This window comes from Enterobacter sp. Res13-Sevr-PEC09-46, assembly GCF_015672585.1.
GTDB classification, from domain to species: Bacteria; Pseudomonadota; Gammaproteobacteria; order Enterobacterales; family Enterobacteriaceae; genus Enterobacter; species Enterobacter hormaechei_C.
In genome coordinates this window covers 97695-118131 of the sequence record NZ_JADABR010000012.1, presented here as the reverse complement: position 1 = coordinate 118131, position 20437 = coordinate 97695, and the positions used below count along the sequence as shown (strand labels likewise).

Below are 20437 nucleotides of genomic sequence, written 5' to 3'. Positions count from 1 at the left end.
AATTGCCCGGTGGCGCTACGCTTACCGGGCCTACCCGTTCGTAGGCCGGATAAGGCAAAGCCGCCATCCGGCGATGGCGTTACTGTAACTGAGCAGCCACTAACGGCCAGCGGGCGTCAAAATCGTCCGTTGGTCGATATTTAAACTCGCTGCGCACAAACCGGGAGAGCATCCCTTCGCAAAATGCCAGGATCTGGCTTGCCAGCAGGGTTTCATCCGTATTATATCCCTCGCCCTCCCGCATTTTCTTCTCGCGCAGAACCTGACGAAGCTGGGCTTCGATACGCTCAAAAAGCTGGTTTATACGGCCTTGCAGACGATCCTGTTCAAACATCAGCGCGTGGCCGGTCAGAATACGGGTCAGACCCGGGTTACGTTCACCAAAGCCCAGAATCAGCAGCACAATCAGACGCAGACGCGTGCTGGTGTCTTTTTCATCCTTCAGAATCAGGTTGATGCGCGTGATCAGGCTGTCTTCGATAAACTCGATCAGGCTGTCAAACATCCGGGTTTTGCTCGGGAAATGACGATACAGCGCCGCCTCTGACACGCCCACAGAGGCCGCCAGTTTTGCGGTGGTGATGCGTTGACTGCCGTCGCTGGATTCAAGCATCAGAGCCAGAGATTGAAGTATTTCTTCGCGACGATTCCTTTTCGCGGTTTGTTTTTCTGCCATGTTACAAAATACCCCTGAAAATAAGCACTTGTCAGGCTGGCAACCACACAGCGACCCGCAAACTGACGTTTGCGGTTTGTTATTGCATTATGGCGCTGTGAGATGCGTGTTTGTCGGGCGGTTATTTGCGCCCGGAATGGCCGAAGCCGCCTTCGCCACGGTCGGTAGCGTCGAAGTCTGCCACCAGGTTAAATTCTGCCTGCACCACCGGTACAAACACCATCTGCGCGATACGCTCGCCCGGCTCAATGGTGAAGCTGTCCTGGCCACGGTTCCAGACGGATACCATCAGCTGACCCTGATAGTCAGAATCGATCAGGCCGACCAGATTACCCAGCACGACGCCATGCTTGTGGCCCAGGCCAGAGCGCGGCAGGATCACCGCTGCCAGTGACGGGTCAGCAATGTGAATCGCCAGCCCGGTCGGGATAAGGGTCGTTGCACCTGGCGCCAGTTCTACGGCGTCATCAAGACAGGCGCGCAGGTCAAGACCGGCAGAGCCGGAGGTGGCATACGTTGGCAGCGGAAATTGCTCGCCAACGCGCGGGTCCAGAATCTTAACGTCGATTTTTTTCATCATAACGGGTAACGATCTCGTCCAGTAAGTGTTGGCCCAGGAGTTCTTTGCGCTCAAGCGGTAAGACTTTATCTCCATCCTGCCAGAAAAGGTGCAATGCGTTGCTGTCGCTGTTAAATCCTTGCGTGGACAGCGATACGTCGTTCGCGCAAATCAAATCGAGGTTTTTGCGGGTACGTTTTTGCCGGGCATATTCTTCCACATTATTCGTTTCTGCGGCAAACCCAACAACGTAAGGTCGATGAGTTTTCAATGCGGCGACACCGGCAACGATATCCGGGTTCTTCACCATTTTTATTGTTAATTCATCACCTTGCTTTTTAATTTTAGCGTCGGCAATGGTTTCGGCGCGGTAATCAGCGACGGCCGCACAGCCGATAAAAATATGCTGCTGTTGAGCATGTGCCTGTACGGCGGCTTCCATTTCCAGCGCGGTCGTTACATCAATACGCTGCACAAACGCAGGGGTGGTAAGCGACACCGGGCCGCTCACTAGCGTGACGTTCGCGCCGCGTTTGGCTGCCGCGGCAGCAATCGCAAAGCCCATTTTGCCGGAGCTGTGGTTGGTGATGTAACGCACCGGATCCAGCGGCTCGCGCGTGGGGCCCGCGGTAATCATGATGTTGAGATGTTGCAGATCGTTGACAGGCGAGAAATGGGCGGCGGCCATATCAACAATCGTCAATGGGTCGAGCATACGCCCTGGCCCAACGTCGCCGCAGGCCTGGCTGCCACTGTCCGGTCCCCAAATCAGCAGGCCGCGCGAGGCCAGCGTGTCCAGATTATGCTGGGTAGCGGCGTTGCGGTACATCTGCTGGTTCATTGCGGGCACAACCGCGACGGGCGCAGGCGTGGCGAGGCAAATGGTCGTTACCAGATCGTTCGCCATACCGGCTGCCACGCGGGCAATTAAATCTGCCGTGGCGGGGGCAAGGATAACCAGATCGGCCCATTTCCCCAGCTCAATGTGGCCCATTGCGGCTTCGGCCGCCGGGTCGAGCAGGCTGTCGGATACCGGGTATCCCGAGACGGCTTGCAGGCTCAGGGGGGTGATAAAGGTTTTGCCGCCTTCGGTGATCGCGACCCGTACGTCGGCCCCGCGCTCGCGCAAACGGCGCACCAGGTCTGGCGTTTTATAGGCAGCAATACCGCCGCTGACGCCAAGAACGATTTTTTTACCGGCCAGGCTCATCATGATTCTTTCCTGTTGGGTTTCACCAGAGAGCGGGCATTTTATCACAATCCCTAAAACGGGGTGATGATGTCCTTAATTCACTTTGCGAGGCGTTACGCAAGAACGAAATGCCAGCGTCGAACCCCGAATTTGCCTGTGGCAGCATAATGGCAAACAGAAGGAGGCCGGGCATGGAAGAGACTGAACTGCTGCTACCGCGTGAAAAAATGCTGCGTCATGGCGTCACGTTGTTAAAGGACGACGAGCTGCTGGCGCTCTTTTTACGCACAGGCACGCCGGGGAAAACGGTATTTACGCTGGCGAAAGAACTGATAGACCATTTCGGTTCACTGTATGGATTGCTGACCGCTGAGCTGGAGGCGTTTACGCACGTTGAGGGCATTGGCGTGGCGAAATATGCCCAGTTACGGGGCATTGCCGAGCTGGCCCGGCGATTTTACAACGTGCGTATGGAGGAAGAAGACCCGATCCTCACCCCCGATATGACCCGCGAATTTCTGCAAAGCCAGCTCTCCGATCTGGAGCGGGAGATCTTTATGGTGATCTTTCTCGATAACAAAAACCGGGTACTGAAACATACCCGCCTTTTTTCGGGAACATTGAGCCATGTTGAGGTGCATCCGCGTGAAATTGTGCGGGAAGCGATAAAAGTGAATGCAGCCGGCGTGATCCTCGCGCATAATCACCCCTCTGGCTGTGCAGAACCAAGCAGAGCTGACAAAGCAATTACCGAACGTATTATCAAATGCTGTCAATTCATGGACATTCGTGTGCTGGACCATCTGATAATTGGCCGCGGAGAGTACATTTCTTTTGCCGAACGTGGCTGGATTTAGGCCTTTTCTCGCGATCCATCGGGATCTTTGTCTGTTCGGGACTTGAGCACACCGCCGAGTCAGCGTATACTACGCCACCTTTGAGAATCTCGGGTTTGGCATTTGGGCCTGGCAATCGAGAGTTCAATAGAACTATGCGATGACCGGGCTGTAAAGCCTGACGAGGCGCCGATACCCCATACGAAGCTCGAGCTAATTTGATTTTTGGAGAATAGACATGTCCCGAGTCTGCCAAGTTACTGGCAAGCGTCCGGTGACCGGTAACAACCGTTCCCACGCACTGAACGCGACTAAACGCCGTTTCCTGCCGAACCTGCACTCTCACCGTTTCTGGGTTGAGAGCGAGAAGCGTTTTGTCACCCTGCGCGTATCTGCTAAAGGTATGCGTGTAATCGATAAGAAAGGCATCGATACAGTTCTGTCCGAACTGCGTGCCCGTGGCGAAAAGTACTAAGTACTTAAAGAGGAAATAAATCATGGCTAAAGGTATTCGCGAGAAAATCAAGCTGGTTTCTTCTGCTGGTACAGGTCACTTCTACACCACCACGAAGAACAAACGTACTAAGCCGGAAAAACTGGAACTGAAAAAATTCGATCCAGTTGTACGCCAGCACGTACTGTACAAAGAAGCTAAAATCAAATAATTTTAGTCTCCTTGTATTGAAAAACCCCGCAACTGCGGGGTTTTTTGCATTCTGCATCTCAACGGAGGAACCATGCCTGAATTACCAGAGGTAGAGACCAGCCGCCGCGGCATTGAGCCCCATCTGGTTGGCGCGACTATTCTTCATGCTGTCGTTCGCAACGGGCGTCTGCGCTGGCCGGTGTCCGATGAGATCCACGCGTTAAGCGACAAACCCGTCCTGAGCGTGCAGCGCCGCGCGAAATACCTGCTGCTGGAGCTGCCTGACGGCTGGATCATTATCCATCTGGGCATGTCGGGAAGCCTGCGCATCCTCACCGAAGAGTTGCCTGCGGAAAAGCACGACCACGTTGATCTGGTGATGAGTAACGGCAAAGTACTGCGTTACACCGACCCGCGTCGCTTTGGCGCATGGCTGTGGACCAAAGAGCTGGAAGGACACAACGTGCTGGCGCATCTCGGACCTGAGCCGCTGTCAGAGGCGTTTAACGCGGATTATCTCAAAGAGAAGTGCGCGAAAAAGAAAACCCCGATTAAACCCTGGCTGATGGATAACAAGCTGGTGGTGGGCGTGGGAAATATCTATGCCAGCGAATCGTTGTTTGCCGCCGGGATCCATCCCGATCGGCTGGCCTCCTCGCTGTCGGCGCAGGAGTGCGAGCTGCTGGTCAGAGTAATTAAAGCGGTACTGCTGCGCTCAATTGAGCAGGGCGGGACGACGCTGAAGGATTTCCTGCAAAGCGACGGGAAGCCGGGCTATTTTGCGCAGGAGTTGCAGGTTTATGGCCGTAAGGGTGAGCCGTGCAGAGCCTGCGGGACGCCGATTATTGCCACGAAGCACGCTCAGCGCGCCACGTTTTACTGCCGTCAGTGCCAGAAGTAGGGTTACTTTAGCTTTTCCATCAACGCCTGGTGGACGTTAACCGGCAGGAAGTGGGTAACGTCCCCGTGATGGCGCGCCACCTCTTTCACCAGTGAGGAAGAGATGAAGGACCACTCTTTGGAGGGCATCAGGAATACGCTCTCCAGCTCCGGCATCAGATGGCGGTTCATGTGTGCCAGCTGCATCTCATATTCGAAGTCTGCTACCGCGCGAAGACCGCGGATCAGGATATTGGCCTGCCGGTCACGGGCAAAATTTGCCATCAAGTCGCTGAATCCGACGACCTCAACATTCGACAGATGCGAAATCGCATCGGTGGCAAGCTGCACGCGTTCGTTCAGGTCGAACATCGGCTTTTTGCTCGGGCTGGCGGCAATGGCCAGAATCACCTTGTCGAACATACACGCCGCACGGGTGATGATATCAAGATGACCGTTAGTGATCGGATCGAAGGTACCCGGATAAATCGCTTTTGTGCTCATGGCTCACGTTTTCTCTGAGTAGCCGCGGTTCAGCGCCCACAGCTCGGTGTATTTGTTGAAAGTATACTGGGCATTCACTACGGCCAGTAACCAGCCCTGTTTGCCGTCCAGCACGCCGCCACGCAGCAGCAGCGTTTTCAGAAACGCGCCCAGCGTGTGGGTGAAGATGCCGGTCAGCGTGGCCTTCTTGCCGCGCGTATGCCGCTCCTGTGCCCAGGCGGTGGCATAGTTCAGCTGTTTGAGCTGGAAGCTGGCGAAATCGCGGCAGGTCAGATGAAGCAGATCGCCCGTCAGAGGGATGACCTGAGCGCTATCGCAGGCCAGAGATTCATGGACCAGGTTGTCGTTGTACTGATAACGCTCGCGCGCATAGAGGCGCATCACGCGGTCGGGGTACCAGCCGCTGTGGCGCATAAAGCGGCCCAGGAAATAGTTACGACGCGCGATACTGTAGACCGCGCCGGGCTGTGGCGCGGCAAGCACCGTTTGAATGGCCTGTCGGAGTTCCGGGGTGACGCGCTCATCGGTATCGATCATCAACACGTAATCACCCGTGGCGTAACCCTGCGCACGCTGGCGCTGAATACCGTAGCCCTGCCAGTCGGTGTCGGTAAAGACTTTTGCCCCGGCTGCACGGGCAACGTCCGCCGTATTGTCCGTACTTCCGGAGTCGAGAATGACGATTTCGTCAGCCCAGGCAACAGAGGCCAGGCAATCCGGAAGCAGGTCGGCGGCGTTTTTGGCGATCATCACGACCGACAGACGCGTTGACATTAGTGGCTCCGCTGCGGCAGGTAAGGTTGCAGAAGTTGCAGCAGACGGGTCAGTGCGCCCTGGTTCTGATGCAGGACTTCAACGGCGTGACGACCGTACCACAGGCGGTAATCTTCGTCAGTCAGAAGGGTTGAGACCTCTTTGACCACCGAATCCGCGTCGGTCACGGTGATTAAGCCATCGGCTTGCTGCAATTTCGCGCAGATATCTTTGAAGTTAAACGTGTGTGGCCCCATCAGTACGGGGATGGCGTGGGCTGCTGGCTCCAGCGGGTTATGACCACCGCGCTCCACCAGGCTTCCGCCAACGAAAGCAAGATCGGCGATCCCGTACAGCAGCATCAGTTCGCCCATCGTATCGCCAATCACCACCTGCGTGCTGCCAGAGGGGATTTCGCCGCTGCTGCGCAGGGTGAAGCTGAAACCGCCTTTTTGCACCATCTCGCGGGCATCTTTAAAACGCTCAGGATGGCGAGGAACCAGAATCAGCAGTAAATCAGGGAATTTTTCCAGCAGCTGGCGGTGAGCCTGAAGAATAATGGCTTCTTCGCCATCATGGGTGCTGGTGGCAATCCAGACCTGGCGACGCGGCGCCCACTGACGACGCAGTGTTACCGCACGGGCGGCGAGTTCAGGGGTGACGGAAATATCGAACTTCAGGCTACCCGTGACCGCAAGCTGGTTGCGCTTCAGGCCGAGGGCGATAAAGCGCGCGGCATCTTCTTCGTTCTGCGCGGCGATCAGCGTGATTTTGCTGAGCAGGCGACGCATAAATTTACCCAGCTTGCCGTACCCTTTCGCCGAGCGTTCCGACAGACGCGCGTTGGCGATAACCAAAGGAATTTTACGGGCATGCAGGGCGGAAATCATATTCGGCCAGAGTTCGGTTTCCATGACGATCACCAGTTTAGGGCGCACGGTATTCAGGAAACGGTTCATGGCGCAGGGGAGATCGTACGGCAGGTAGACGTGATGCACGTCTTTACCGAAGGCAGACATCACGCGCTCTGAGCCGGTTGGCGTCATCGTGGTGACGGTGATGGGCAGTGACGGATAACGGTGGCGCAGGGCACGCACCAGTGGAATGGCGGCCAGCGTTTCCCCGACTGACACGGAATGCAGCAGAATACCGTCCGGCGCCACTTTATTGCGGCAGTAGCCATAACGTTCGGCCCAGCGTTTACGGTACGCAGGCGCTTTACGGCTACGAAGCAACAGTCGCAGCCACACCAGTGGCTGAATGATGTAGAGCAGGGCGGTATACAACAATTCCAAGCGATTATCCGTTTTTTTAGTTTCGGCCGGGAAATTCTAAGCATTTAAGCGTGCTAAAGCTATCTCTTATGCCAGATACCGTTTTAAACGGAAGTAGCGCCGGCCCAGGCGCCAGCGCAAACGCGGGCTTTTGGCACTTTTCCAGATGAGCTTCCAGATCCCGGTGTCGAAGAACTCTTTGATTATCATTGATTTCTTCGCCTCATCCTTCATGTTGTCGAAGGTATGAATAATTCCCAGACCCTCTTTAGCGATTTGCCAGTAACAGGCCGGGATATTTTTCACTTTATCCGGGTAGCGCTGGTTAATGGCATCAAGCATCTTCAGGATCTTCATATAATGGCGCGCAGAGCGAATCAGCGTGTCGTCATTATCCGGGGTGTGCGATACCGAGGCGGAGTGAATGTAGTAGTCGTAAAAGCGTTCGCTGGTGTACTGAACGCGTTCCGCGGCAAGCAGTACCTCAGTCGTCCACGGGATATCCTGATGGCGCAGGCCTGGCTCGAAACGAAAGCCGTGCTGACGAATAAAATCGTGACGATAGATATTCAGCCAGGTCACATGCAGGAACTTACGTGAATCCAGCGCCTTTTTTAACCATGCCGCGCCATTCATGACGCCCGTTGAGGCGAGCTTATCTTCAGGGAAGATAGGGCGAGACGGTTTTTTGTTATTTTCCCAGACGTAGTTGCCATTGCAGGTGGCGACATCCAGGTTCTGCGTGACGGCCATATCCAGCAGACGCTGGTACATGCCGGGTTTGAAGACATCATCAATATCCGGGAAAGAGAGATACTGCCCGGTCGCAACGGCCAGGCCAGTATTACGCGCGATGGACACGCCCTGATTAGGTTGTTCAATAACCTGCATCTGTGGCAGCTTTTCGCGCCATTTTTCGACAATCTGCATCGAGCGGTCAGTGGAACCGTCATTCACGATGATGACTTCCATACTGTCGATGTGTTGATTTACAAGGCAGGTAAAGAACTGATCGAGAAAAGCTTCACCGTTATAAACGGCCACCACCACGCTTAATAAAGGCGCTGAATTTTGCATATGAAACCTGATTATTTTTGGTTGTCGACCAAAGCAATGTATTGCTGGCAAATGGCGTTGATACCGAACGATGCGATCGTTTCGCGATCAACAACCGGCGGAGAGGCATACAGTTCTGCCAGTGTTTTCGCCAGTGATTCGTCGGTTAACGCTGTCAGACCACGCGCCAGGGGGCCAGTAAGGATCTCAGCAGGGCCGCCAGGGCAGTTTGTACTCACCGGTGGGGTCTGACAGATAATGGACTCTACCAGTACATTACCAAAACCTTCGCAGTCGGAACTTAACACTAAAAGGCGTGCCCCTTTGATCCACGGGTAGGGGTTGGTTTCGAACGGGCGGAAGACGATCTTGTTTTCAATTCCCAGCTTAGCGGCAAGCTGTTTGAGCTGATTTATTTTCGCGTCAGAACCTTTGCCCATCAACACCAGCGATGCGTCGATCTTGCTCAGCGCGAACGCCCGCAGCAGCCTGTCGTGACGTTTGTGTTCATGAAAACGGCCAACGTGGATAATGTAATCCTGCCCCTGCATCTCAAAGGACGCTTCCGCCAGACGCTGAATTTCAGGGATATCAAAGGGGTTATGGATAACTGCTTTGCGCCGCAGGGGGATCGCGAGTACTTCAGACAGATCGTGCAGCACGGCGCCGGATACCGCCACCACGTTGCGGTTTTCATAGGTATGACGGATTTTATAATGCTTAAACCAGCGAGAAAGCCCGCTGCGATGGCGCAAATAGGAGAAGGAGAACATCCCGTGTACGCAGAACCAGACCTTATCCCGATCCAGCACGCGGCTGTGCGCCACGATACGGTCGGTTTTATGCAGATGTGAGAACACGACGTCAAATTTACCGCTGCGTTCTGCCTGCTCGATGGCGCGATCCAGCAAACGGGCGCGACGCGGGATCTCGGTCAGCTTCCGCCAAGGTTTTTTACAGGTATCCTGCACAACCTGAAAATCGATGCCTTCCGGAATGGCGTAGTCGCACACCTTCCGTAAGGAGAAAAGGGTGACCTGATGCCCCAGTTCTGTCAGTCCGCTGGAGAGGGTGAGAACCGTTTTTTCGGCTCCTCCACCGGGTAAACCATCAATAATCATTAGGATGCGCATTATTAATCCAGTAATTTTTGATAAAGCGAAATAAGCTGACTTGATAGTTTTTCAGGGGTTGCTTCTCTGACGCGTTCACGCGCCGCAAGCCCCATATTGTTATTTTTTTCCAGTGAAGGGATGGACATGACGGCCTCCTTCAATGTGTGGATATCAAGTGCATCACAGTAAAACCCGTTCTGGCCTTGCTCAATAAATTCTGAACCACCGCAACTCTCTGACGTAATGACGGGCAATCCACAGGCCATTGCTTCAAGTATGACGTTAGGGAAAGGATCATACAGCGTCGGCAGCAGTAAACCATCAGAAAGCTGATAAAACGGCAGCGTCTCTTTTTGCATCCCCAGGAAACGGATTTGCCCCTCACAGCCTAATGAACGGGCGAGGTCGCGATAACGGCTTTCCGCTTTATCCTGACCGACCACAACCAGCCACGCCGAGGTTCCTGCTATAGCCCGAATAGCGCTTGCCAGCCCCTTGCGTTCAAACCCTGAACCCACGAAGCAGAAAATGACGGCATCAGCGGGTAAGCCAAATTGCTGACGCAGTACAGCGCGTTGCCTCTCTTCTGCCGGAACGAAGCGGCTGGAATCTATTGAATTATAAATCACATGTATCTTTTTTGCGTCAATATCAAAGTCTTCGACGATTTCGCGCTTGATCATCTCCGCATTACAGATAACGGCTTTCAACTCGGGAGCCTGGTACATTTCACGTTCTGCGTGCATCACGTAGCGGTGATAGCGATCGTGCATAAGCAGCTTCGCGCGCCAGGCGGGGAGAATACGCGTACGCTGTAGCAGCCAGCGTCGATGTACACCATCCCCGGCGCGGTAAATATCGCAGCCCGGAATACGTTCGTGGCTCTGGACAATATCAAACTGCTGTTGCTGCCACAGCGCGCGCGCGGCGTGTGCAAAGCCGCGCTCACGGCTGATGCGGCCCCACTTTCGTGGATCGCAAATATGAATATGCCAGTCGTCCTGCTTTTCGCCCTGCCACTCGCGGGTGATGACGTTGAGCTCAAGATTTTGATTGCTCAGCGCGGTAAGTGCCCTGGAGACAAAACGTTCTGCTCCTCCATCCGGACGATATTTTTGGCGCACAATGGCCAGACGATGAAGCTTCATTGCAGGTATCTCCTTGCGGCGGAGACGACAGCATCAACGGGGATGGCGTCGAGATAACGTTCCGTCGTTTTTGTATCAATGGCGTCAGGGTTGGGAAGCGGGCCGTAGTTACCTGCCCAGATGACCTCTCCGTTAACCTGCCATGGCGACCAGAACGTCAATTTTGACGGGCCAAACAGCGCCACGCAGGGCGTCTGAAGGGCGGCGGCCATGTGCATGGGTACGGAGTCAACGCCAATGAACAGGATCGCGTGATCGATTAGCGAGGCCAGCTGGCGCAGGGTTAACTGCCCTGCCAGCGATACAACACCCGTCTGCGGGGAGGCTGCAAGAATGCGGTCAATCATCGCCAGCTCTTTCTTGTCCGGTCCCGCCGTAAGGACGATAGTGTGGCCGTCCTGCTGCAACGCGGCGATAGTTTGCGCCATTTTGCCTTCGTCCCAGCACTTAAAGAACCAGCGTGAAGTGGGTTGAATAACGATGTAGCGGTCTCCCACGCCCTTTTGCGACAGCTTTTGGTGAGCATGGCGCCAGTCATCCGCGCTGTAAGCCATGGTCACGGTAGGGTTGGCCATTACCGGCAGCGCTGACAGTATGGAGAGATTTTGTTCAACGGTGTGCAACGACTGATGGCTGGCGACCGAGACCAGTTCACTGTGACAAAAACGCCAGAAGGCATTATTGCGCTTGTTAAAAGCGAACCCGAGCCGAACCGGTGCACCGGTGAAGCGGGTAACAATCGCGCTGCGCCACTGATCGGCAAGATTGATCACCAGATGATAATGCTGAGCGCGTAAAGCACGAAGCAACTGCCACTCTTTTTGCAGGTGCTTCAGCGTCCCCAGCTGCTTCCATTTACGATCGATACCATAGATCGTCCCGATTGCCGGATGCGCGGCGAGCATGTCTCGCGTCTCTTCATAGAGAAGCACGTCGATTTGGGCGTCAGGCCATTTCTGGCGTAATGAATTGATGACGGGGGTGGTGAGTAACATGTCACCATGATGGCGAAGTTTGATCAGTAAAATGCGCAAATCAGGCGTGTCAGGTAAGTTATTCATCATCATCTTATCGGCGTTGTACTATTGGCAATTCTAATAGACCTGGTAACGACTTGCACTCTTTCTCCATAATGTCAGGAATTTCCCTGGAAGGGTTTACTCCTGCTTTCGGGCGTGCGTAACATAGCGCTAACTACTTTGTCTTGCGGGCTCATTATGAAAAAACCAGCGTTTATCATCACGATCGATACCGAAGGGGATAATCTCTGGCAGAACCACCGGGTGATCAAAACGGAAAACGCGCGCTACCTGGCGCGGTTTCAGGCGCTTTGTGAACGTTTCGGCTTTAAGCCCGTCTGGCTGACCAACTACGAGATGGCAGTCGAACCGGTATTCATTGAGTTCGCGAAAGAGGTCATAGCCCGCGGCCAGGGTGAGGTGGGAATGCATCTCCATGCCTGGAATAGCCCTCCGGAACACGATCTGACCGGTGATGACTGGCGCTGGCAGCCTTATCTGATTGAGTTTTCAGACGAGGTCATGCGTGAGAAAGTGCTCTTCATGACCCGCTTACTGGAAGAGACTTTCCAGACAAAAATGCTCAGCCATCGCGCCGGGCGCTGGGCATTCGACAGCCGTTACGCCCAGTTGCTGATTGAGCTGGGGTATCAGGTAGATTGTTCCGTTACGCCGCGCGTGAACTGGCGCAACGCGAAAGGTGCCCCGCAGGGTAATGGCGGAACGAATTACCAGCATTTTCCCGATCGTGCCTACTTTTTGGACGTAGACGACATTTCCCGGCCGGGAAACAGCCCTCTCCTCGAAGTGCCGATGAGCATCCAGTATAAATACCCGGCATGGCTGAATTCCCTGAAGCAGGGTTATGATCGTCTGCGCGGTAAATACCGTTCTCCGTCAGTTAACTGGTTACGTCCGTCCGGAGGAAATGCGGCGGAGATGATTAAGGTTGCGCAGCAGTGCCTGGCTCAGGGGAATGACTACGTGGAATTCATGCTGCATTCGTCGGAATTTATGCCTGGCGGGAGCCCTACTTTTAAAGACGAGGCCGCGATTGAGGGGCTGTATCAGGATCTGGAGCAGCTCTTTACTTGGTTATCAGATAAGACCGTGGGGATGACGCTGGCGGAGTTTTACCAGTACAAAAAATAGTTATGCCCGCCAGGCGGGCATATTTGTTATTGCTGTTTTGTTTGTGAGAAAGGTGTACTTAGCGCAAACAAAATCATAAAGAAGATTAAGGCTTCTGAACTGAGCAGTATGACATCTGTCAGTCCATACAAAAGCAAAAGAAGCATCGACGTCAGCAGCAGTGCGTTTCTGTTTCGTAGGGCATACACAATCATCGAAACGAAGAAAAAGAGCATTACCGCTACGCCGGGGATCCCCTGCAAAGAGTATTTCTCAATAAATTCATTATGCAGGTGGACTTTGATGTATTCGAGTGCACTGCCAAGGTGAGGATGGCCGTCTTTAATGTAGTGTCGGGTCCACGCTTCACGCTCTTCCAGCGATTGCCCTAACGGATGGGCAAGACCATTCTCGATCCCGATAGTCCACATCGAAAAACGTGCGCCGAGTGAGGTGCGGTCAAAACCTTGTTGATAACGTTCAACCTCACGTTGGGTTTGTTGTATTTTTGGCGAAATCAATGGTTTGTAGCTAACGATTACAACGCCTGCAACAATGCATAAAAAGATGAGGGCTGATTTAAGATGAATCTTTCTGAAATGATAAAGCGTGAGCACAATTGCCAGAAGCAGATATAAACCCATCGCAGCGCGGGTCCCCGTCAACAGTATGACGAAGTAAGAGATTAATATAGTGAAGCCCGCAACAACATACAGCTTCACGTTCTGTTGAAGGTAAAGACTGTATACGAAAGCCAGTGACAGGACAGAATAAACATAGGCTGAAACGGTGGCACGGTTAATTGCCATCTCAACGCGAGTCATACCTTGCGAGGCCTGCCACAAGCCATACCCTGTGGCGAGCACAAACCCCAGGGCCGTTGCGAAGAAGAAGAATTTCCTGAAGGTATCCTTATCGATATAAAACTTAAAGCGGTCGATATAGAAAATCAGGACACTCGCTAAAATTAACTTTTTGCTGGCACCGAGGTAGTCGCTGTAAAGGTTGAGGCCCTCGTTATGATACTCATAGAGTAAGTACCAGCCGAGGTTAAGTAACCCAATCAGCAGAATGGGCAGCGCTATAGTAAAAGGTCGCAAAGTGATTTTTTTATATTCGAAAGCCAGGCCAATAATACTGACGTAAATAGCGATATAGAAAAACTCTCTTTGCTTCCCAGAACTGACTAAAGCCAGTATCAAGGAGATGAGGCTTAAAGCGATCGTCAGTTGATATAGCCGTGGTTTTATTTTTTCCATAACGCCTCAATAACCCTTTTTTTGTAGCTAAAACGAACATCGGTGGACATGAAAAAAGACAATGTATACATGGTCTTTACGCGTTGTTTCACGAGCTGCAATTGTTGGTCTGTCAGACAGGACCGATGGTTGCTGTAAATATCAAACCAGTGGCAATTGACGAGATGTTTGTAGCGTGACGGAAATGTTCTTTCCATCTGTAACGTGCATTCGACAAGCGTTGAAATTTTGCTGGCGTCCAGACTGCTCGACAAACTGTCGCGACGCTTGATGTAATAATAATGCCCCTGGCGTTGATAGGCTATTTTGCTCGATTGCATCAACATTCCCGGGAAGACAGCGAAATCCTCATAACATAACATCGGAGGTATGGGATTTTTCTCGTAAAGACTACGATGAATAAACTGGCCAATGAGATGTGCCTGAAAGTCTTTATGACGTAAGAAACGAGCAATTGCTTCATGTTGTGACAATGGCACAGGATTAAATCCCTGCCAGTCTGAAGTCATTCTCCGGGGATCGCGAATCTCAAGCAAACGTGTCAGTAACATATCCGGACGTTGCGCTTTCAGGTAGGCCATTGCGTCCCTGAGGCTGCCCGGCTTTAAGCAATCGTCACTGTCGAGCATCGTAATATACTCACCCGATGCCAGCGCGACAGCGCTGTTTCTTACCCGGCCTACGTTACGAAAGTTCACGGTGCGCGTTATGATCTGAGGAAATTTCGGCGACCACTCTTCAATTATTGCCTGCGTGGCATCCTCAGAACTGTCATTGAAAATAATGACTTCAGTATCCTGATCGGTTGCTGCCAGCAGGCTTGAAAGCGTGGCGTGCAGCGTAGCTTCAGCGTTATGCGCAGCAATAATGACGCTTAAAAAAGCCATAAAAATTAGTTTCCTTGAGCGTCGGTAGCGCTAGCCAGTGAGCGGGCTTTTGGTAATGTACGGATAAACTGCTGAAGATCGTGTAACGCGGAGTCAGTGACAGAGAATAGCGCTTCCCGTTCTTGCGGGAAGTAATAGCGCGTTTCAAACACATAAGAACAAATGTTATCGTCATTCCCGATCAGCATCACATTGCCAAGCGGACGCTGTTCATAGTGACAACACGGTCCAAACAGCAGGACCACCGGCACGCCGACGGCGTCTGCGATGTAGACATTCCCCGAGTCAGACGCGATATAGCAGTCCATCTTAGAAATGGCCCAGGGAAGCTCTTCCAGCGAAATTTTGCCAATAAGATTGATAAAATTGGGGATGTCACCGTAAAGACGGGTGATATCGTCCATCCACGACTGTTCGTTTGGCGCGCCGAAGACATAAAACTCGCAGGGTAAATCAGCAAGTTGATCAACAATCCGCTTCCAGATAACCGGAGGGACGGTTTTGGCTTTATTGCCCGCCGCAATACTGATGCCGATGCGGATAACGCCAGGTTTATCAAGAATGGCCGGCCAGGTCGTCGGCTTGAAGAGTGGCTTTGTGGCGTGCTTGGGAGAGTCTTGCCACGTGAGCGAGCGGTCGGCCAGTTTCAGGTAGTTCGTCACCGAAAGCGTTTTTTTGCCATGCTCAACGGTGCCGTCGGCTGCGAGATAGAAAATCCCGTGATACCACCTGCGCGTGTAAATGCTTAAAAATTGTTTGTTTTTGGCATTGCAGACGGCGGCAAAAAAGAGGTTCACGCTGTTGGGCTGTAGCAGGTAGACGTTGTCGTAGCGGTTCATGATCCTGCACGCGAAGCACAGTTTACGCCACAGGTTGCGCTTATGCTGCTCAATAAAATAGATCTGCTCAATAGTCTCATCATGCTTCGCCAGCGCGCCAACGCTGCGACTGATCAACACATCGCTTTTTTGCAGATATGCCAGAAGAGGCGTCGCATTAATAAAGTCACCGATTTTGGCTGTCTGAATGACAAGGTTCTTGCCCGTGTCTTTTCGAAACAGCTTCCGGATGAGTTTCACCGGAAAGAGTAAAATCAGCAGAAATACATAACTCATGGGTTAAATATCCCTGTTGGAAAGCCGATGGCTGCCCTGTAAAAATGAAAAAATAGCATCTGCGCTAATATCCTTCGTTTGTTGCGTAGGGCTAACCATCTGATGCTGGTTTTTACCGTAACCCCCGATCAACCCCGGATCGGTCGGGCCGAAAATCGTGATATTAGGACGATCCAGTGCGGCGGTTAAATGGCTTAACCCTGTATCCACAGAAACGACGGCGTTAGCGCCCGCCAGCTGTGCGGCAACCTGCGCCAGCGTGAGTTTGGGTAACACCTCGACGTGGGAAAAACCTGCTGCCAGACGTTCCGCTCGCTGCCGCTCATGTTCAGCGCCCCACGGGAGTTTAATATGGATACCGCAAGGTTGCATTAGTTCAATCAGCCTTCTCCAGTGCGTTTCCGGCCAGTGCTTATCGTCGCGCGTTGTGGCATGCAGGAAGACCAGATAGGGCACGCTATCCTTGTCCGTTTCGCGCAGAAAATGCTGTGCGATGGCGTAGTCACCCTGGAGGTCGGGTTTTGCATAGCCGAGACTCTTAGCGAACAGCTCGCGGGTACGTTCCACGGCGTGCTGCTGCTTCGCAATATGGTGGCGACGATTATAGAACAGGCTCGCCAGCGGTTCGCGGGCGGTTTGCCAGTCCATGCCGTGCTTTACGCCGTGCGCCAGACGCGTGACCAGCGCGGCGCTTTTCACCAGCCCCTGGGCGTCGACGATCGCGTCGTAACGCCGGACCTGCACCGCTTCGCGGAAGGCTTTGCGTTCGGCTTTAATCGGTGCGGAGAACCACGCTTTGCGCCAGCGGCGAATGGCCACCGGGATCACGCGATCAACCGCTTCATGCCAGGTGGGGATCTGCGCGAAGCCTTCTTCCACCACCCAGTCAAAACGGATGCCGGGAATGGCCCGCATGGCGTCCGTCAGCGACGGCAGCGTATGCAGAACATCACCCATTGAGGAGGTTTTAACGATCAATACCCGCATCCGTTATCCTTCTTCACTCAACAGCAGTGCGTTGAGTTCTTCGAGAACACGCTGCGGGGTAATGTCGATCAGGCTCTGATGGTAACCTTCTGCGGCATCGCCTTTGCGCACCTTGTGGTAGCCGGTGATCAAACGGATCACGCGCGCCTTGTGCGACAGCGGCGGCGTGAAGTCCGGGCTGCTTGGGCCATACAGCGCGACCAGCGGGCGGTCCAGCGCGGCGGCGACGTGCATCAGGCCAGAGTCGTTACTGACCACGGCCTTACAGGCGGCAATGAGGATAACCGCCTGCTCGAGCTGCGTTTCCCCGGCCAGGTTGCGGCACCATGCCTGTTGCTCGGTGCTCAGCGTGGCGAGAATTTCATTGCCCGCCTCATGATCTTTCGCCGAGCCAAACAGCACAATCTGATAGCCTTCATCGATAAGCTGTTTCGCCAGCTCTGCATAGTGATAGTGCGGCCAGCGTTTTGCCGGACCGAATTCTGCGCCAGGGCAGAACCCAATCATCGGGCGTTCGGACGAAATGCCAAATGCGTTGCAGGTGTGGGATTTCTCCCCATCGCTTACCTGGAGTTGCGGCCACAGCAGCGGCTGCGGCAGATCTTTCGCGCTGCGCATTACGCCTTTGTCGTAGGCCAGCGCCACGTAGCGCTCCACCATCAGCGGCCAGGCCTCTTTATCCAGCACCCGGGCGTCGTTCAGCAGGCCGTAGCGCATTTCACCGCGCCAGCCGGTACGGTGCGGGATGCCCGCAAAGAAGGGCACAAGGGCGGATTTGAAGGAGTTAGGCAGCACGTACGCGCGGTCATAGCGTTTCTCGCGCAGGCTGTGGCCGAGTTTGCGGCGTTCACCGATTTCCAGCGCGCCGTGTCCGAGCGGCATCGGGATCGCCTCGTTCACTTCCGGCATACGCGATAACAGCGGACGGCACCATGCGGGTGCCATCACGTCGATTATCGCCTGGGGATAACGCGCCTTGAGCGTGCGATAGAGACTTTGCGACATCATCATGTCGCCCACCCATGACGGGCCGATCACCAGAATTTTCATGCTTATGCGTCGCGGTTCAGCCAGGCCATATATTCCGTTACGCCTTCGGCAACGGTCTTGAACGGCTTGTCGTAGCCTGCGGCGCGCAGGTTAGTCAGGTCCGCCTGGGTGAATGCCTGGTAGCGGCCTTTCAGCTTATCCGGGAACGGAATGTACTCGATGCTGCCTTTCTTATGGTACGCCAGCGTCGCGTCTGCCACCGCCTGGAAGGATTCCGCGCGGCCAGTGCCCAGGTTGAAAATGCCGGACACGCCATTTTCCAGGAACCACAGGTTTACTGCCGCCACATCGCCCACGTAGACGAAGTCACGCTTGAAGCCGTCGCTGCCTTCGAACAGTTTCGGGCTTTCGCCGTTATTTAATTGGGTGTTCAGGTGGAACGCCACGCTCGCCATGCTGCCTTTGTGGCCTTCGCGCGGCCCGTAGACGTTGAAGTAGCGGAAGCCGACAATCTGCGAGTTCGCTTCTGGCAGGATCTGACGTACGTACTCATCAAACAGGAATTTGGAGTAACCGTAAACGTTCAGCGGCTGCTCATATTCGCGGGATTCGATGAAATCTGAAGTGCGCCCACCGTAAGTTGCCGCGGAAGAGGCGTACAGGAACGGAATTTCACGCTCCAGGCAGTAGTGCAGGAGCTCTTTGGAGTACTGATAGTTGTTATCCATCATGTACTTGCCGTCCCACTCGGTGGTGGAGGAGCAAGCACCTTCGTGGAAGATGGCTTCGATCTCGCCGAACTCTTCACCCGCCATAATCTGGATAAGGAAGTCTTCTTTATCCATGTAGTCAGCGATGTTCAGATCCACCAGGTTCACGAACTTGGTGCCGTCTTTCAGGTTGTCCACCACCAGAATGTCGGTGATGCCTTTGTCATTGAGGGCCTTAACAATATTGCTGCCGATAAAGCCCGCGCCGCCAGTAACGATGATCATAACTGTAACCTTTGAAGTATGAGTCGGGGAATATCCCGAACGCTAATCTCTTTATCATATCATCACAATGCTCAGGCTTCAGCCATTCACCGATATGCAGCAGGGGTACGCGTGATTTATGCTGCAAAAACGAGAAGAGATACTGCGTCATCTCGTCATGAACTATTGGTTTGGGTAATATGTGCCAAAATTTGCCGAGTCTGGAGAATTGCAATGCGTGGTGATTTTTACAAACAGTTAAACAGCGACCTCGACACCGCACGTGCGGAAGGGTTGTTCAAAGAAGAGCGTATTATCACGTCTGCCCAGCAGGCGGACATCACCGTTGCCGACGGCAGCCATGTGATCAACTTTTGCGCGAACAACTATTTAGGTCTTGCGAATCACCCTGAGCTAATTGCCGCGGCGAAAAACGGCATGGACACCCACGGTTTCGGTATGGCCTCCGTTCGCTTTATCTGCGGTACGCAGGACAGCCACAAGCAGCTTGAGCAAAAGCTGGCGAACTTCCTCGGAATGGAAGACGCGATTCTGTACTCCTCCTGCTTCGACGCCAACGGCGGTCTGTTTGAGACCTTGCTCGGCGCAGAAGACGCGATTATCTCCGACGCCCTGAACCACGCCTCCATCATCGACGGCGTACGCCTGTGCAAAGCGAAGCGTTTCCGCTACGCCAACAACGACATGGTGGAGCTGGAAGCGCGCCTGAAAGAGGCCCGTGAAGCGGGGGCTCGCCACGTCCTGATCGCCACCGACGGCGTGTTCTCCATGGACGGTGTGATCGCCAACCTGAAGGGCGTGTGCGATCTGGCGGATAAATACGACGCGCTGGTGATGGTGGATGACTCTCACGCGGTCGGTTTTGTCGGCGAAAACGGTCGTGGCTCCCACGAATACTGCGACGTAATGGGCCGCGTGGATATCATCACCGGTACGCTGGGCAAAGCGCTCGGCGGCGCGTCTGGCGGCTACACTGCCGCGCGTAAAGAGGTGGTCGAGTGGCTGCGCCAGCGCTCCCGCCCGTATTTGTTCTCCAACTCCCTGGCGCCGGCGATTGTGGCTGCCTCCATTAAAGTGCTGGAGATGGTGGAATCCGGGGCTGAGCTGCGCGACCGCCTGTGGGCTAACGCCCGCCTGTTCCGTGAAAAAATGAGTGCCGCAGGATTCACCCTGGCCGGTGCCGATCACGCGATCATTCCGGTGATGCTGGGCGACGCGGTTGTCGCGCAGAAATTTGCTCGTGAGCTTCAGAAAGAAGGGATTTACGTGACCGGGTTCTTCTTCCCGGTGGTACCAAAAGGTCAGGCGCGTATCCGCACCCAGATGTCTGCGGCGCACTCGCCTGAACAAATTGAACGTGCGGTGGAAGCCTTTACCCGCATCGGCAAACAGCTGGGCGTCATTGCCTGAGGACGT

Annotated in this window: 22 protein-coding genes; 6 read left to right on the top strand and 16 right to left on the bottom strand. The window is 54.0% G+C overall.

The window, feature by feature from the left end:
• Positions 1-79 precede the first annotated feature (79 nt).
• The 3 genes from slmA to coaBC form a co-directional block, all read right to left on the bottom strand.
• A complete protein-coding gene (gene slmA, locus IMQ56_RS07340; RefSeq protein ID WP_003860901.1) occupies positions 80-676 on the bottom strand; it encodes a nucleoid occlusion factor SlmA in 597 nt (198 codons plus the stop codon).
• 121 nt (positions 677-797) lie between these two features.
• Complete coding sequence (gene dut, locus IMQ56_RS07335) at positions 798-1256, bottom strand: dUTP diphosphatase (RefSeq protein ID WP_015570042.1); 459 nt, start codon at positions 1254-1256, stop codon at positions 798-800.
• A complete protein-coding gene (gene coaBC, locus IMQ56_RS07330; RefSeq protein ID WP_196063629.1) occupies positions 1234-2445 on the bottom strand; it encodes a bifunctional phosphopantothenoylcysteine decarboxylase/phosphopantothenate--cysteine ligase CoaBC in 1212 nt (403 codons plus the stop codon). Before coaBC ends, dut begins: the two co-directional genes overlap by 23 nt.
• Before the next feature lie 173 nt (positions 2446-2618).
• On the opposite strand from coaBC, the gene radC reads away from it, so the two are divergent.
• From radC to mutM, 4 genes are all read left to right on the top strand, one after another.
• A complete protein-coding gene (gene radC, locus IMQ56_RS07325) occupies positions 2619-3284 on the top strand; it encodes a DNA repair protein RadC (RefSeq protein WP_006812419.1) in 666 nt (221 codons plus the stop codon).
• Between the two features lie 217 nt (positions 3285-3501).
• Positions 3502-3738 (top strand): 50S ribosomal protein L28, encoded by a 237-nt coding sequence (gene rpmB / locus IMQ56_RS07320; protein WP_002436699.1) that lies wholly within the window; start codon positions 3502-3504, stop codon positions 3736-3738.
• A gap of 22 nt (positions 3739-3760) precedes the next feature.
• On the top strand, positions 3761-3928 hold the full coding sequence (gene rpmG, locus IMQ56_RS07315; RefSeq protein ID WP_003024094.1) for a 50S ribosomal protein L33: 168 nt from the start codon (positions 3761-3763) through the stop codon (positions 3926-3928).
• A 72-nt stretch (positions 3929-4000) separates the two neighbouring features.
• Complete coding sequence (mutM, locus tag IMQ56_RS07310; protein ID WP_003860879.1) at positions 4001-4810, top strand: bifunctional DNA-formamidopyrimidine glycosylase/DNA-(apurinic or apyrimidinic site) lyase; 810 nt, start codon at positions 4001-4003, stop codon at positions 4808-4810.
• A gap of 2 nt (positions 4811-4812) precedes the next feature.
• On the opposite strand, the gene coaD is transcribed toward mutM, so the two are convergent.
• From coaD to rfaQ, 7 genes are all read right to left on the bottom strand, one after another.
• Positions 4813-5292 carry a pantetheine-phosphate adenylyltransferase gene (gene coaD, locus IMQ56_RS07305; RefSeq protein ID WP_015570040.1) on the bottom strand — a complete coding sequence of 160 codons (480 nt, stop codon included), beginning with the start codon at positions 5290-5292 and terminating at the stop codon, positions 4813-4815.
• 3 nt (positions 5293-5295) lie between these two features.
• The gene (locus IMQ56_RS07300; protein WP_196063620.1) at positions 5296-6066 is read right to left on the bottom strand and encodes a glycosyltransferase family 2 protein; all 771 of its coding nucleotides are present in this window, start codon (positions 6064-6066) and stop codon (positions 5296-5298) included.
• Positions 6066-7340, bottom strand: coding sequence for a lipid IV(A) 3-deoxy-D-manno-octulosonic acid transferase (waaA, locus tag IMQ56_RS07295; RefSeq protein ID WP_003860874.1), 1275 nt, complete (start codon positions 7338-7340; stop codon positions 6066-6068). Before waaA ends, IMQ56_RS07300 begins: the two co-directional genes overlap by 1 nt.
• Before the next feature lie 66 nt (positions 7341-7406).
• The gene (locus IMQ56_RS07290; RefSeq protein ID WP_015570038.1) at positions 7407-8396 is read right to left on the bottom strand and encodes a glycosyltransferase; all 990 of its coding nucleotides are present in this window, start codon (positions 8394-8396) and stop codon (positions 7407-7409) included.
• An 11-nt stretch (positions 8397-8407) separates the two neighbouring features.
• The gene (locus IMQ56_RS07285; protein ID WP_023295713.1) at positions 8408-9508 is read right to left on the bottom strand and encodes a glycosyltransferase; all 1101 of its coding nucleotides are present in this window, start codon (positions 9506-9508) and stop codon (positions 8408-8410) included.
• A 2-nt stretch (positions 9509-9510) separates the two neighbouring features.
• Complete coding sequence (locus IMQ56_RS07280; RefSeq protein WP_015570036.1) at positions 9511-10638, bottom strand: glycosyltransferase family 4 protein; 1128 nt, start codon at positions 10636-10638, stop codon at positions 9511-9513.
• Entirely contained in the window at positions 10635-11705 is a 1071-nt protein-coding gene (rfaQ, locus tag IMQ56_RS07275) for a putative lipopolysaccharide heptosyltransferase III (protein WP_017383615.1), read from the bottom strand. The genes IMQ56_RS07280 and rfaQ overlap by 4 nt, the downstream gene beginning before the upstream one ends.
• A gap of 150 nt (positions 11706-11855) precedes the next feature.
• On the opposite strand from rfaQ, the gene IMQ56_RS07270 reads away from it, so the two are divergent.
• Entirely contained in the window at positions 11856-12809 is a 954-nt protein-coding gene (locus tag IMQ56_RS07270; protein ID WP_196063619.1) for a polysaccharide deacetylase family protein, read from the top strand.
• A 26-nt stretch (positions 12810-12835) separates the two neighbouring features.
• On the opposite strand, the gene IMQ56_RS07265 is transcribed toward IMQ56_RS07270, so the two are convergent.
• The 6 genes from IMQ56_RS07265 to rfaD are packed head-to-tail and all read right to left on the bottom strand — an operon-like array spanning position 12836 to position 19021.
• On the bottom strand, positions 12836-14047 hold the full coding sequence (locus IMQ56_RS07265) for an O-antigen ligase family protein (RefSeq protein ID WP_015570034.1): 1212 nt from the start codon (positions 14045-14047) through the stop codon (positions 12836-12838).
• Positions 14035-14934: a glycosyltransferase family 2 protein gene (locus IMQ56_RS07260; protein WP_017383613.1), complete on the bottom strand. Its 900-nt coding sequence runs from the start codon at positions 14932-14934 to the stop codon at positions 14035-14037. The genes IMQ56_RS07265 and IMQ56_RS07260 overlap by 13 nt, the downstream gene beginning before the upstream one ends.
• Before the next feature lie 5 nt (positions 14935-14939).
• A complete protein-coding gene (locus IMQ56_RS07255) occupies positions 14940-16049 on the bottom strand; it encodes a glycosyltransferase family 9 protein (RefSeq protein WP_017693958.1) in 1110 nt (369 codons plus the stop codon).
• Between the two features lie 3 nt (positions 16050-16052).
• A complete protein-coding gene (gene rfaC / locus IMQ56_RS07250) occupies positions 16053-17036 on the bottom strand; it encodes a lipopolysaccharide heptosyltransferase RfaC (protein ID WP_047734944.1) in 984 nt (327 codons plus the stop codon).
• Between the two features lie 3 nt (positions 17037-17039).
• A complete protein-coding gene (gene rfaF, locus IMQ56_RS07245) occupies positions 17040-18086 on the bottom strand; it encodes an ADP-heptose--LPS heptosyltransferase RfaF (protein WP_015570031.1) in 1047 nt (348 codons plus the stop codon).
• A 2-nt stretch (positions 18087-18088) separates the two neighbouring features.
• A complete protein-coding gene (rfaD, locus tag IMQ56_RS07240; protein WP_003860858.1) occupies positions 18089-19021 on the bottom strand; it encodes an ADP-glyceromanno-heptose 6-epimerase in 933 nt (310 codons plus the stop codon).
• Between the two features lie 213 nt (positions 19022-19234).
• On the opposite strand from rfaD, the gene kbl reads away from it, so the two are divergent.
• Positions 19235-20431, top strand: a complete 1197-nt coding sequence (kbl, locus tag IMQ56_RS07235; protein ID WP_015570030.1) for a glycine C-acetyltransferase — start codon at positions 19235-19237, stop codon at positions 20429-20431.
• The last annotated feature ends 6 nt before the right edge of the window (positions 20432-20437 follow it).